Origin of the sequence: Aeromonas sp. PI_26 (assembly GCF_027854445.1) — a bacterium.
GTDB classification, from domain to species: domain Bacteria; phylum Pseudomonadota; class Gammaproteobacteria; order Enterobacterales; family Aeromonadaceae; genus Aeromonas; species Aeromonas veronii.
Genome location: NZ_JAJNOE010000007.1, coordinates 126,792 through 140,382 on the forward strand (window position 1 = coordinate 126,792; position 13,591 = coordinate 140,382).

General features: G+C 58.4%; 15 protein-coding genes. 4 read left to right on the forward strand and 11 right to left on the reverse strand.

Annotated features, from left to right (window positions below; genetic code table 11):
- Positions 1-108: 108 nt before the first annotated feature.
- Positions 109-915 carry a PhzF family phenazine biosynthesis protein gene (locus LRL22_RS10010; protein WP_270905312.1) on the reverse strand — a complete coding sequence of 269 codons (807 nt, stop codon included), beginning with the start codon at positions 913-915 and terminating at the stop codon, positions 109-111.
- A gap of 189 nt (positions 916-1,104) precedes the next feature.
- Here LRL22_RS10010 and LRL22_RS10015 point away from each other — a divergent pair, with 189 nt between their 5' ends.
- The 3 genes from LRL22_RS10015 to LRL22_RS10025 are packed head-to-tail and all read left to right on the forward strand — an operon-like array spanning position 1,105 to position 5,403.
- A complete protein-coding gene (locus LRL22_RS10015; RefSeq protein ID WP_270905313.1) occupies positions 1,105-2,895 on the forward strand; it encodes an assimilatory sulfite reductase (NADPH) flavoprotein subunit in 1,791 nt (596 codons plus the stop codon).
- Positions 2,895-4,619 (forward strand): assimilatory sulfite reductase (NADPH) hemoprotein subunit, encoded by a 1,725-nt coding sequence (gene cysI / locus LRL22_RS10020; RefSeq protein WP_270905314.1) that lies wholly within the window; start codon positions 2,895-2,897, stop codon positions 4,617-4,619. The genes LRL22_RS10015 and cysI overlap by 1 nt, the downstream gene beginning before the upstream one ends.
- Positions 4,609-5,403, forward strand: a complete 795-nt coding sequence (locus tag LRL22_RS10025; RefSeq protein ID WP_270905315.1) for a phosphoadenylyl-sulfate reductase — start codon at positions 4,609-4,611, stop codon at positions 5,401-5,403. Before cysI ends, LRL22_RS10025 begins: the two co-directional genes overlap by 11 nt.
- Positions 5,404-5,482: 79 nt before the next feature.
- Here the strand turns inward: LRL22_RS10025 and folA are convergent, their stop codons facing one another.
- From folA to LRL22_RS10045, 4 genes are all read right to left on the reverse strand, one after another.
- On the reverse strand, positions 5,483-5,974 hold the full coding sequence (gene folA / locus LRL22_RS10030) for a type 3 dihydrofolate reductase (RefSeq protein ID WP_270905316.1): 492 nt from the start codon (positions 5,972-5,974) through the stop codon (positions 5,483-5,485).
- A gap of 18 nt (positions 5,975-5,992) precedes the next feature.
- Positions 5,993-6,460, reverse strand: a complete 468-nt coding sequence (locus tag LRL22_RS10035; protein ID WP_139410234.1) for a threonine/serine exporter family protein — start codon at positions 6,458-6,460, stop codon at positions 5,993-5,995.
- Complete coding sequence (locus LRL22_RS10040) at positions 6,457-7,254, reverse strand: threonine/serine exporter family protein (RefSeq protein ID WP_270905317.1); 798 nt, start codon at positions 7,252-7,254, stop codon at positions 6,457-6,459. The genes LRL22_RS10035 and LRL22_RS10040 overlap by 4 nt, the downstream gene beginning before the upstream one ends.
- Positions 7,255-7,489: 235 nt before the next feature.
- Positions 7,490-7,825, reverse strand: coding sequence for a DUF3135 domain-containing protein (locus LRL22_RS10045; RefSeq protein ID WP_270905318.1), 336 nt, complete (start codon positions 7,823-7,825; stop codon positions 7,490-7,492).
- A 393-nt stretch (positions 7,826-8,218) separates the two neighbouring features.
- Here LRL22_RS10045 and mog point away from each other — a divergent pair, with 393 nt between their 5' ends.
- Positions 8,219-8,749, forward strand: a complete 531-nt coding sequence (gene mog / locus LRL22_RS10050; protein WP_005362448.1) for a molybdopterin adenylyltransferase — start codon at positions 8,219-8,221, stop codon at positions 8,747-8,749.
- 83 nt (positions 8,750-8,832) lie between these two features.
- On the opposite strand, the gene LRL22_RS10055 is transcribed toward mog, so the two are convergent.
- From LRL22_RS10055 to trmB, 6 genes are all read right to left on the reverse strand, one after another.
- Positions 8,833-9,234, reverse strand: coding sequence for a DUF2541 family protein (locus tag LRL22_RS10055; RefSeq protein ID WP_040066783.1), 402 nt, complete (start codon positions 9,232-9,234; stop codon positions 8,833-8,835).
- 167 nt (positions 9,235-9,401) lie between these two features.
- A complete protein-coding gene (locus tag LRL22_RS10060; RefSeq protein WP_005335219.1) occupies positions 9,402-9,611 on the reverse strand; it encodes a YgdI/YgdR family lipoprotein in 210 nt (69 codons plus the stop codon).
- A 203-nt stretch (positions 9,612-9,814) separates the two neighbouring features.
- Positions 9,815-11,110 (reverse strand): sulfurtransferase, encoded by a 1,296-nt coding sequence (locus tag LRL22_RS10065; RefSeq protein WP_270905319.1) that lies wholly within the window; start codon positions 11,108-11,110, stop codon positions 9,815-9,817.
- A gap of 29 nt (positions 11,111-11,139) precedes the next feature.
- On the reverse strand, positions 11,140-12,060 hold the full coding sequence (glsB, locus tag LRL22_RS10070) for a glutaminase B (protein WP_005348151.1): 921 nt from the start codon (positions 12,058-12,060) through the stop codon (positions 11,140-11,142).
- A gap of 122 nt (positions 12,061-12,182) precedes the next feature.
- Entirely contained in the window at positions 12,183-12,515 is a 333-nt protein-coding gene (locus LRL22_RS10075; protein WP_005348158.1) for a YggL family protein, read from the reverse strand.
- Between the two features lie 48 nt (positions 12,516-12,563).
- A complete protein-coding gene (gene trmB, locus LRL22_RS10080) occupies positions 12,564-13,277 on the reverse strand; it encodes a tRNA (guanosine(46)-N7)-methyltransferase TrmB (RefSeq protein ID WP_005335228.1) in 714 nt (237 codons plus the stop codon).
- Positions 13,278-13,591 lie beyond the last annotated feature (314 nt).

The following is a 13,591-nucleotide window of genomic DNA, read 5'->3' on the forward strand; positions in this document are numbered from 1 at the left end:
TCAGCTAAATCCCTTGGGTCAACCCCAAGCGTGATAGCCAATAAAAACGCCCCGCAACTGCGGGGCGTTTTTTTATAATGCTCACAACAATTGACGAATGCTTACCGCTTATGAGGCTGGCGGTAGCAGCCACTCTCCCTGCCACAAGGTGACGGCCTGACCGGCCATCAGTACCCGCGCCTCCTGCAGTTCAAGCCGTAACTCACCACCACGGGCCGAAATCTGACGGGCCCGCAGTTGCCGTTTACCAAGCCGTTCGGCCCAGAAGGGCACCAGAGCGCAGTGGTTGGAACCAGTAACCGGATCCTCATCGACGCCCACCCAAGGGGCGAAATAGCGGGAGACAAAGTCATGGTTCGAGTCGTTTGAGGGCGCCGTCACTATCACCCCCCGTCCCGGCAAAGCACGCAGAGCATGAAAATCAGGCGAAAGCGTACGGATCTCCTCTTCACTTGCCAGTTCCAGCAAGAACTTGGCTCCGGCCGCTAGGGTTTGTCTTGGTTGGCAGCCGAGCGCGGCAGCATAGGCTAGGTCCAGAGTCAGTGGAGCCAATGCGATACGTGGAAAATCGAGCCAAATCCACTCATCTTGGCGCCGGGCCAGCAGCTCACCACTACGGGTCTCGAAGCGGATAGTCTCGTGTGCAGCTACCGCCCCTGTCTGCCACAACACATGAGCAGCCGCCAAGGTGCCATGACCGCAGAGCTCAACCTCGACTTTCGGCGTGAACCAGCGCAACTGATAATGGGCTCTGCCAAGTTGTACCAAAAAAGCTGTCTCGGAGAGGTTGAACTCGGCCGCCATCGCCAGCTGGCTAGCATCAGGCAGGGCTGCTCCCAATACGACCACCGCGGGATTGCCACCAAGGGGCTGCTGACTGAACGCATTGACATGAAACAATCGGATATTCGACATGGCGCTTCCTGTGTTATCAAGTGGCTCTCATTTAACGCTCTTTATACCACGCCCCTCTTTTTCTGCGGGAGCAGGCGTACCCCTGCCCTTTTAATGCATTAATAGAATAAAGAAGACATTTTTATTCTTTGTTGTTATCCAACACGCCCTTTAATCTGGCCAAAAATCAGACCATGGAAGACGCGTGTGATGCAATTGAAGGATTCCCCATTCAACCTCTCCCCCCTCTCTGACGAGCAGCAACGTCAGCTGGGTCAGGTAATCTCGACCCTCAATACCCAGCAACTGGCTTGGGTGAGCGGATATCTCTACGGCCTCTCCCAGAGCGGTCACCAAAGCGTTGCAGCCAGCGCTGCCGTGGCCGCGCCCAGCGGCAGCCTGACCATTCTCTACGGCTCCCAGACCGGCAACGCCAAAGGCGTCGCTACTGCCATCAAGGCGCAGGCCGAAGCCCGTGGTCTACCGGCCACCCTAGCGTCGATGGCCGACTACAAACCCAAGCAGCTCAAGAAAGAAAGCCATCTGCTGGTGGTAGTGAGCACTTACGGGGAGGGTGAACCGCCGGAGAGCGCAGTCGATCTGTTCGAGCAGCTTAAAAAAGGCAAGATCGGCAAGCTGGACGGCCTCAAGTTCGCGGTGCTGGGGCTGGGTGACAGCTCCTACGAATTTTTCTGCCAGACCGGCAAAGATTTTGACAACTTCCTCGCCACCGCTGGAGCCGAGCGCATTTATGAGCTCGCCAGCCTCGATGTGGATTATCAGGATGCAGCCAAGTCGTGGGGCGAACAAGCGCTCAACGCCATTGCCACGACCCTCTCTACCGGTGCTGCCAGCAACAGCGTAGCCAGCGCGGTGCAGCAGGCGGTTGGCCACAGCCAGTACAGCAAGGAGAACCCCTTCCCTGCCCGCCTGTCGATCAATCAGAAGATCACCGGCCGGGATTCCACCAAGGATATCCGCCATATCGAAATCAATCTGGCCGACTCCGGCCTCACCTATCAGCCGGGGGATGCCCTCGGTGTCTGGTTCGACAATGACGCCGAACTGGTGGGCGAAGTGCTGGCCCTGACCGGCCTCTCTGGCGATGAAGCCACAGCCCACGGCACCTTGCGCACCGCACTGACCGGTCACTTCGAACTGACCCGGCTGCACGGCGGCTTTATCACAGGGCTCGCTGATATATCGGACAACGCAGCGCTGAAAGATCTGGCTGGCGACAAGGCCCAGGTCAATGCACTGGTCGCCTCTGCTCAGGTGGTGGATGTGCTGAAACGCTTCCCGACCGCGCTCACGGCCGAGCAGCTGGTTGGCCTGCTGCGACCCCTCACCCCACGCCTCTATTCCATCGCCTCCGCCCAGAGCGAAGTGGAAGAGGAGGTGCACCTGACCGTCGGTGTGGTGCGTTACCCGCAGGAGGATGGCACTGTGCGCTCTGGCGCAGCCTCCTCCTATCTTGCGGATCGGCTGATTGAGGATGGCGAGGTGCGGGTATTCATCGAGCACAACGACAACTTCCGCCTGCCGCAAAACCCCGACACCCCCGTCATCATGGTGGGCCCGGGCACCGGCATCGCCCCGTTCCGCGCCTTTATGCAGGAGCGGGAAGCGCAGGGGGCCGAGGGCAAGAACTGGCTCTTCTTCGGCAACCCCCACTTTACCCAGGATTTCCTCTATCAGGTGGAGTGGCAGCGTTATGTGAAATCGGGGCTGCTGTCGAAGATCTCCCTGGCCTTCAGCCGGGATCAGGCCAACAAGATCTATGTGCAGGACCGTCTGCGTGAAGCGGGCCAGGAGCTCTACCAGTGGCTGGAAGCAGGCGCTCACTTCTATGTGTGTGGTGACGCCAACAAGATGGCCAAGGATGTGCAGGAGGCCCTGCTGGATGTAATTGCCGAACACGGCCACAAGAGCCGTGAGGAAGCAGAAGAGTATTTGAGCGAATTGCGTCGTGCCAAACGTTATCAAAGGGATGTCTATTGATGAGCAAACAACCTCTTTCTCACCCAAAAGCGGGACCGGTCGAAGGGCCGCTGGCCGACAACGAGCGCCTCAAGCGCGAGAGCAACTTCCTGCGTGGCACCATTGAGCAAGATCTGCAGGATCCGCTCACTGGCGGCTTCAACGGCGACAACTTCCAGCTGATCCGCTTTCACGGCATGTACCAGCAGGATGACCGCGACATCCGCCCGGAGCGCGCCGCCCAGAAGCTGGAACCGCTGCACAACGTCATGCTGCGTGCCCGCCTGCCGGGTGGGATCATCACCCCAGCCCAGTGGCAAATCATCGACAAGTTCGCCGAAGAGCACAGCCTCTACGGCAGCATCCGCCTGACTACCCGTCAAACTTTCCAGTTCCACGGGGTATTGAAGCGCGACATCAAGCTGATGCACCAGACCCTCAACAGCACCGGCATCGATTCCATCGCCACTGCGGGCGACGTGAACCGCAACGTGCTCTGCACCAGCAACCCGGTGGAGTCCGAGCTGCATCAGGAGGCCTACGAGTGGGCCAAGAAGATCTCCGAGCACCTGCTGCCCAAGACCCGCGCCTACGTGGAAATCTGGCTGGACGGTGAAAAACTGGGGCAGGATGAGGAGCCGATCCTGGGGTCCAACTACCTGCCGCGCAAATTCAAGACCTCTGTGGTGATCCCGCCTCATAACGACGTGGATATCCACGCCAACGATCTCAACTTCGTGGCGATTGCCGAACACGGCAAGCTGGTAGGCTTCAACGTGCTGGTGGGCGGCGGGCTCGCCATGACCCACGGCGACACCAGCACCTACCCGCGCAAGGCGAGCGACTTTGGCTTTATTCCGCTCTCCCACGTACTGGAGGTGGCAGCCGCCGTGGTCAGCACCCAGCGCGACTGGGGCAACCGGGTCAACCGCAAGAACGCCAAGACCAAGTACACCCTTGAGCGCGTCGGCGTCGAAGCCTTCAAGGCCGAGGTGGAGAGCCGCGCTGGCATCCAGTTCGGGCCGGTTCGCCCCTATGAGTTCACCAGCCGTGGCGATCGCTTCGGTTGGGTCGAGGGGATCGACGGCAAGCATCACCTCACCCTGTTTATCGAGAATGGCCGCCTGCTGGACTTCCCGGGCAAGCCGCTCAAAACCGGCATGCTGGAGATCGCCAAGGTGCATCAGGGGGATTTTCGCCTGACCGCCAACCAGAACCTGATCATCGCCGGGGTGCCTGCCAGCGAGAAGGCCCGCATCGAAGGGCTGGCGCGCCAATACGGCCTGCTGGATGACGGCGTGAGCGAGCAGCGCAAGCAGTCCATGGCTTGTGTGGCACTGCCTACCTGCCCGCTGGCAATGGCCGAGGCGGAGCGCATGCTGCCAGCGTTTGTCACCGACATCGAAGGCTTACTGGCCAAGCACGGCCTGGCCGATGACGCCATCATCTTCCGGGTCACCGGCTGCCCCAACGGCTGCGGCCGCGCCATGCTGGCGGAAGTGGGTCTGGTGGGCAAGGCGCCCGGCCGCTACAACCTCCATCTGGGGGGCAACCTTGAGGGCACCCGCATTCCGCGCCTGCACCTGGAGAACATCACCGAGCCGCAGATCCTGGCCGAACTGGACGCGCTGATCGGCCGCTGGGCCACAGAGCGCAATCAGGGTGAGTGCTTCGGCGACTTCGTGATCCGGGCTGGGGTAATTGCCCCCGTTATCGATTCTGCGAGGGACTTCTATGCCGCTTAATCTGCCGCTTAATGTCACTGAAGATGGCCGCCTTGACCTGCAGGCACTGCTGGCCCTCGGCCGTGAAGAGCAGGCCGAGGCGCTGGCGCCCCTCAACCGGGAGCTGGATACCATGAGTGCCCCCGAGCGGGTGCGCTGGGCCCTGGCCAATCTGCCGGGGGAGCATGTGCTCTCATCCAGCTTCGGCATTCAGGCGGCGCTGATGCTCCATCTGGTGAGTCGCGAACGGGCCGACGTGCCCGTAGTGCTGACCGATACCGGTTATCTCTTCCCCGAGACCTACCGCTTTATCGACGAGCTGACCGAGCGTCTCGCCCTCAACCTGAAGATCTACCGGGCCGAGCTCAGCCCAGCCTGGCAGGAGGCGCGATTTGGCCTTTTGTGGGAGCAGGGGGTGGAGGGGATCACCCGCTACAACCAGCTCAACAAGGTGGAGCCGATGGACCGCGCCCTGCGTGAGCTCGGCGCCCAGACCTGGTTCTCCGGCCTGCGCCGGGAGCAGTCCGGCAGCCGTGGCAAGCTGCCGGTGCTGGGCATCCAGCGCGGCCGCTTCAAGTTCCTGCCGGTGATCGACTGGAGCAACAAGGATGTCTTCTACTACTTCAAGGAGTTCGAGCTCCCCTACCACCCGCTGTGGGAGCAGGGTTATCTCTCGGTGGGAGATGTCCACACCACCGCCAAGTGGGAGCCGGGCATGAGCGAGGAGCAGACCCGCTTCTTCGGCCTCAAGCGCGAGTGCGGTTTGCACGAGGAAAATGGCGAGAACGACGGCTCAGGCATCTAATCCCGTCTTGAAAACCCAACAGAACAACAAGGGCATCTGAAGATGCCCTTGTTGTTATTTGCAAATTAGCATTCGCCCGTCAGCGTCGCAGCCAGGTCTCGAAGCTATAGGGGTGCGGGTTCTTCTCATCGGCAGGGTGGCTCTCGCAATCAACGCGTTGCCAGTGGCCATCGTCAAAAGCGGGGAAACGGGTATCCCCCTCCACCGCCAGATCGATTTGCGTCAGATAGAGGCAATCCGCACTCGGCAACATCTCGGCATAGAGATGACCACCACCGATCACCATCAACTCCTCCACCGAGCTGCCTGCCAACAGCGCCAGCGCCGCCTCGACGGAACCCACCACCTCAATGCCCTCGACCTGATAGTCGGGATTGCGGCTAATCACCAGATTGCGCCGTCCGGGCAGCGGTCGACCGATGGATTCGAAGGTCTTGCGCCCCATCAATACCGGTTTACCGAGGGTGACACGCTTGAAGTGAGCCAGATCGGCAGGCAGATGCCAGGGCATCTGGTTGTCCTTGCCGATCACCCTGTCGTGGGCCATGGCGGCAATCATGGAAATCTTCATGGGGCCTCTCACCGTCTGTCAGATTATGGGGCGGTTACGGTACACGACCAGAGAGGGGATCGCCAAACCGAAACTGAGGGCACCGACGATAAAGAGCGCCTTGAGGCCGTTCTCCACCGCACTCTGGAGCAACTCCATGGTCACGCCATTGATGTTGAGCTCTACCACCGCAATCATGGTCTTGAACGCATAACTACCCGGGATCATCGGAATAATCGAGGCAACGCTGAACACCGGACGCGGTGCCAGCAGACGGCGCGACCAGTAGACGCAGACAAAGCCGACCGTAGTCGCCGCCGCCAGCGTCGCCCACTCGATGGGCATGCCGTAGTGGATCAGCAGGGTACGCAGGCTGTGGGCCAGCGCGCCGCCCATGGCGCAATATTTCAGCATCCGTGGCGGCACGTTGAACAGCATGGCAAACCCCACCGCCGGAATGGAGGACCAGAAGGCATCCTTGGCCAGTAGCCAGAGCAAATCCATCATACTTTCCACCCCCAGATACCGGTGACCGACATGGCCAAAATGATACCTATGGCGGCGCTGATGGTCAGCAGGGTCGCAGTCCCCCAGCGGGCCAGCCCCATGTTGAAGTAGCCCTTCACCATATCTGAGACCGCATTGATCAGCGGAAAGCCCGGCACCAGCAGCAGCACGCTGGCCGCCATGGCGAGATAGGGCTGGTCACCCCAGTTGAAGAAGGTGGCGCTGGAAGAGAGCAGGGTGGCGATAAAGCCGGTGGCGGCAAAGTTGATGAGCGGGCTGTGGTGATGGCGGGCCATCAGCTGGCGCACCCGCATCGCCACGGCAGACGAGAAGCAGGTCACCAGGAAGATGGGCCAGTCACCGCCAAACAGCAGGCTAAAGGCGCCACAGGAGAGCCCCACCATGGGGACCACTAGCCAGGGGTGATAGTGAAAGGGGACGATGGCCTCGAGCCGCTGGCGCACTTCACGGGCACCGATCAGCTCTTTTTCCGCCATGATGCAGATCCGCTGGATCTCGCACACCACCTGCATATTGATGCCATGTTCGCGCACCCGCCGGGTAGTGGTGACGCACCCCCCCTGATAGAGACTGGTGAGCACGATGGCACTGGAAGAGATGGCCATCTCGACACTCTCCAGCCCCAGCGCCAGCCCCAGCCGCACCGTGGTCTGCTCGATGATCCGGCTCTCCGCCCCGAACTGGGCCAACATCTGACCCACCTTGACGATAATGCGGGTGATCTCTGTCTGTTGCTCCCGCGACAACACCCGTCTTGGTGTGATACTTCTCATAATCCCTTCGAGTCGTAGCAATAAAAATTTCGGCCATATTAGCCTAACTTTTACTGTTATTCATCCACCCCTATCACAACCTGACTAATAAGTTATTACAAGAAGGAGAAAAGAAATTACATCACAAATACATTACGACTAACATTAAAAACCATAACAATCAGGTCGCCAGCAATTCCCTTTATTATGGCTTCACCGATTTGGCTGAAATATCAAACAAGGGAGTTATTGCAGATTATTTGCGACGTCGATAGTCCGTCAGATGGATTATTTTACCACTGCCATCGCTTTCAGGCGGAGGGTCCCCCTCTTCTCTGAACTGGCTCATTTCGCTGCGCATCAAATAAAAAGATTCCCGCATCATGTTGGTAATCCGGATACAGCTATCAAGATTGTTTTTCGCCAGACTGCGCTGACCATCAATCTTGAACTGCAACCCGCGCAGACGGCGCTGCTGATCGGGGCTCGCACGGGCCATCAACTGGTCGATCTGCTGCTCCAGAATCGCATCCAGCCGGGAGGGCTCACTCGCAGCCAACTCCTTCAGGGTGTCAAAATCAGGCAACTCCATATGCCCTCCTTGGCGACTATTGCTGGCAACACACTGCGGTACCACACCATCACGTCCCAGCCATATAAATCTGTATATACGACGCGGCTAAAAAGGGTTCAATCCATCCACTGGCGACTAAACCGGACAATGGTCACTACGAGGGTGTCTATTTATTTTAATTGTGTTTGGAAACAAGCGATTGTTTTTAATTCAGGCGAGATAAAACACTTATACATTTTAGGTTGTGATTTTCTGTTTTTTATTGCAAATAAAAATCCGGGTGGCCTTATTTTGCTTCATTCGACACTTTATTCTTCCCTCACCGACCCGCGTCATCTCCTGACGGTTTAACATATCTCACTGATTATGTTATTTTAATTGCCACTTTTATCGGACATTTAAGAGCAGACCATGAGCAAGGCAAAAATCGGTATCGTCACCGTCAGCGATCGCGCCAGCGCGGGCATCTATGAAGACCTCTCCGGCAAGGCCATCATCGACACCCTGAACGCCTATCTGACCTCGGAGTGGGAACCTGTCTATCAGGTGATCCCCGATGAGCAGGAGCTGATTGAAGCGACCCTGATCCGGCTGGCGGATGAGGAGCAGTGCTGTCTCATCGTCACCACAGGCGGCACCGGTCCGGCCAAGCGGGATGTCACGCCGGAAGCGACCGAGGCGGTATGTGATCGCATGATGCCGGGCTTTGGCGAGCTGATGCGGGCCGAATCCCTCAAATTTGTGCCGACCGCCATTCTGTCGCGCCAGACTGCCGGGCTGCGCGACGATACCCTGATCGTCAATCTGCCGGGCAAGCCCAAATCAATCCGCGAATGTCTGGATGCAGTCTTCCCCGCCATCCCCTACTGTATCGATTTGATGGAAGGGCCGTATCTCGAGTGCGATGAAACTGTCATCAAGCCGTTTCGGCCGAAAAAATAGCGAACCCGACCATAAAAAATAATGGCGAGCCACGGCTCGCCATTATTTTTAACTCATCTGTCTGCGCAGAAAAACCACATCAATTATTTGCGGCCGAATACTTTTACGCCCGCTTTGCTGCGCTCTGAATTACCGTACACTTCGATTTTTTTCACACAACGGCGCGAGCCCAGTGATTTCCACTCGGTCTCTTTATCACTGCTCATTTCCCGATCGAAACGAATGGTCTTGGTACGATCACCACCATAGGTCACCACCACCCGATCCAGGGTCAAATCACGCTCTGCCTTCACCTTGATATATTTGGTCTGACGGCAAACCACCAAAGGAATTGTCGCACCATGATCACCGGCTCCCAGCAAAATAGTCCGCCCCAGCGTGAACTGATCGTCACCGGCATGGCTGGCTGACGCCACCACCAGCAAGACACCACCCAGCAAGCTGCGTGCAGAAAAACGGGAATTCCAGATAGACATCAAGGACATAACACCTCCAATAAAAAATGGAGTGTGATGATAAGGGTTAAACCATAACGGAAGCTGTATCAAAGCTGAATTTGCTGCAAATGTGCGGGGATCAACAGAGAAAACAGCGCGACTTTTCGGCAAAAAGAGAAGAGCCGCAGATAGCGGCCCTTGCGGCAAGAGAGCGCTTAGCGCTCCATGATTTGGGTCACGTCATCTTTCTTGATCATTACCTCGCGCCCTTCATGATCGTAATAGCGATACATGCCGGTGCTCTCGTCCAGCTTGGGTTTGCTCTCTGTGGTGATCATCTTGCCATCCTTGGTGCTCATGATGTATTGGGAGCTGCATGCCACCAGCCCCAGGGCACACACCAGGATCATCATCAGTTTTTTCATTGCGGCCTCTTCTGCGATCATCCTCACCACGAGGATGTTTCTTGAAGCCTAGTTCAATAGCACGGCACGGGATGGCGGGATGAGCAAAGCGAGATCGCCGTCAATAATCAGCGACTTAGCCTAGTTATCTGGCCGGGTGGCGAGCGCAATGAAAAAGGCCGGACATCTCTGTCCGGCCTCTTCTGTTCAGCGCAAGAACGCAATCATGACTTGGCAGGCTGACGCTCACCGGTCACGGTCGGGTTCTTGGGATCGGAACTCCACTCGTACCAACCGCCGTCGTAGACGCTGATCTGTTTCCAGTCCATCAGCCAGGCGTAGAAGAAGGCCTCGGAGGCGCGCCAGCCGGTACCGCAGTAGAACGCCGCCTGCTGAGTTGGCTCGATATTCCACTGGTCCCACATGGCGAGGATTTCGCGGGCCGGCTTCATGGTGCCGTCCGGGTTGTGGAAGTCGCTCATGCTGTTGGCATCCACCCCACCATGACCCCACTTAGCCCCCGGGATATCGCCCTTCGGCTTGATGTAGCTGTAACCTGAGGTGTTGCCGACAAACTCGTCCCAGGTGCGCACGCTGACCAGTGCGCTATCGGGCTGCTTGAGCAGCTCTTTCGCCTGACTTAGCGTGGTGTAGTACTCGGGGTGAGCGGGAATGGTCACGCCAAACTCCTTCACCGGCTCATATTTGTTGGGCAGACCGGTTTCGGTGCGCAGGTGCTGGATAAACCAGGCATCCAGACCACCGTCCAGCAGGCGCACATCTTCCACCCCCGCATACATCATCAGGTGCGCGGCACGGGCAGCAGCCATGGTGTTGCGACCATAGAGGATGACGGTGGTGTCGTGACGGATGCCGTTATCCAGCAGCAGCTTCTTGAGCGCTTCGTCAGAGACCTTGTTCCACAGCGGCTCCTCTTCGAGGCTGTTGGTATCGATATAACCGGCCCCCGGGATGTGGCTGATGAGATATGCCTTGGGTGAACCCCAATCCACTTCAAACAGCTTCCAGTCCCCCTTGGGCGCCGCGGCAACCGGCTTGCCCTCTTGCAGATCCGCCAACCAGCGCGGGTAGACCAGCTGCTGCCAGCGTGCCAGCGACTCGCGCGGTGCGGCTTGCCACCCTTGCAGCTCGAACAGCTGCTTGATCCCCTGCTTGCGCAGCAGACGGGCCACCTCGGCCACTTCGCGGGATGCACCATAGAGGGCAACCGGACGATCGGCTTTCAGCCCCTTGATCTCGAGCGCCTTTGGCCACTCTTCATCGCTGTATTTCCACTCGGCTGAGAGGTTCTCGGCGCCCGCCACATGGCCGCCCTGCTTCTCCCCTTCCATCGGCCACCCCTGATAGAAGTAGCTGGCGCGGGTATCCAGGATGACAGCCTGTTTGGCCTTGGCATCGGCCAGCGAGAGCGATGGCAACTCCCCTGCCACGGCGGGCAGGGCACACCAGAGCAGTAAGGTCGCCAGCGCGGCCTGCAAGAAGCGAAGATGTCGTTTCATGGTGATTTCTCGATTCATAGTGAACAAGGTTAAAAAATGGAGCGACCCAGCCGCTCGGCCAGCAGCTCCAGCGCCGCCGTGCCCGCCAGCGAGTTGCCAGCTTTGTTGAGCTCGGGCGACCAGACACAGACGCAGAGCTCGCCCGGGATCAGGGCGATGATACCGCCGCCGACCCCCGATTTGCCCGGCATGCCGACCCGATAGGCAAAATCGCCCGCCTCATCATAGAGGCCGCAGGTGGCGAGCAGGGCGTTGACCTGCTTGGTGGTGCGGGCGGGCAGCAGCGGCACGCTCTCGCCCAGTGGCACACCACGGTTGGCCAGATAGATGAATGCCCGCGCCAGATCGACGCAGCTCATGCGAATGGCACAGGCATTGAAGTAGCTTTGCAGCACCTTGTCCACTTCGTTTTCGAAGTTGCCATAGGCCTTCATCAGATAGGCGATAGCGGCGTTGCGGGCAGAGTGCTGATATTCGGAGCGGGCGACCACCTGATCCGCCATAATGGCCGGATTGCCGGAAAGACGGCGCACCAGCTCAAGGGTACGTTGACGCGGCGCAGTGAGGCGGGTCTCCAGCAGATCGCTCACCACCAGCGCCCCGGCATTGATAAAGGGGTTGCGGGGGATCCCCTGCTCGAACTCGAGCTGCACCAGCGAGTTGAAGGGCTGGCCGGAGGGCTCCTTGCCAACACGGGCCCAGATCTCCTCCTCCTGATAGAGAGTGAGTGCCAGGGTCAGGCTCAGGGCCTTGGAGATACTCTGGATGGAGAAGGGTTCAAAAGCGTCACCGGCGGTGAACAGCTCCCCCTCGACGGTACAGACTGCGATACCCAGCCGATCGGCAGGCACCTGAGCCAGTGCCGGAATGTAGTCGGCCACCTTGCCTTGTCCCAGCAACGGGCGCACCTCTTCAAGGATGCTGGCCAGTAATTCGGATGACAACACCATAAGCAATAAGCGATTCCATGACTAAAACAGCGGTGGAGATCCCATCCCCACTGACAAAAATCCCGCCAGCGGCGGGATTTTTCAGTTACCCACAACAAGGCGCCAGATGCGGCAGCCTTGTATCAGGCCGGTTCACCGTACCAGAGGTCGAACAGCTCGGTAACGACCACGGCTTCCATCCCCTTGCCTTCCAGCCAGGATTTGACGGCAGCGCGGTCTTCTTCGGTACACTTGCCCAGTTGCTGGGTGCAGATCATCCCTTCCCAGGCCAGGTGACCGGAGCCGGCAAACGCCAGTTTGCGGGGTTCAACAACCTCATCGATCATCGCATCGACTACCGCATCGATGGTCTCTTCGGCAGTGCCGACCGGGAAGTTGAAACTGATGTCGAAACCCATTTCCTGGAATTCATCGACGCGCAGTTTCTTGCGCAGGCGGCGGCTACGATTGGCCATGATAGCTCCTCAAGTTAGTTGATACGCTAGGTGTGTTGACGTGCCAGCTTAGCTGACACGCTTGAAAATCAGATCCCAAACCCCGTGGCCCAGACGGTGGCCGCGTTGTTCAAATTTGGTCAGCGGACGCCAGTCCGGACGAGGCACCCAGTTGCCGGTGGCAGAGGTGTTCTCGTAACCCTCGGCGGCGCTCATCACTTCCAGCATGTGCTCGGCATAGTTTTCCCAGTCGGTGGCCATGTGGAACACGCCACCGATGGCCAGCTTCTGGCGAATATCCTGAGCAAACGCAGGCTGTACGATGCGGCGCTTGTGGTGACGGCTCTTGTGCCAGGGATCCGGGAAGAAGAGCTGCAGGCAGGAGAGTGAACCATTCGGGATCATGTGCTCCAGCACCTCGACCGCATCGTGGCAGATCACTTTCAGATTGGTGACGCCCGCTTCCTGAGCGGTACCCAGACAGGCGCCCACGCCCGGGGAGTGCACTTCGATGCCGATGAAGTTCTTCTCGGGGGCATTCTTGGCCATCTCAACCAGAGAGGCGCCCATGCCAAAGCCGATCTCCAGCACCACAGGTGCCTCGCGGCCAAACAGTGCGACCAGATCGAGCTGCTTTGGCTCGAAATCGATGCCCATGACCGGCCAGAGCTCTTCCAGGGCCTTCTCCTGCCCTTTGGTCAGGCGGCCTTCGCGACGGACAAAGCTGCGGATCTTGCGCATGAACTTGCCGTCTTCGTTAAATACATCTTGGGTCACAGGCATAATGGTCTCGTTATTTCATCAATCCGGGTAATACATCTTGTGTCCGATCCCGAGCGGGACCGCTCGCGGCTCGGCATTTCATCGACCCGCGAAAACAGGGGAGCGAATTATCCCAAGATAGGCCCAAGGCGCAAGTGTTTCGCGCAACAAATATTCCGGCCATCCACTTCCCAGCTCCCTCAGTGGCATCATCACACCGACTAACCGTCCAATATAATCCGCAGTAGAGTCGTTCCAGCCCTTTTTTGGCTATTTTTGTGACAATCATTGCCTCATTTCTGAAATCTGATACAAACGGATAACCTGGCGGTCGA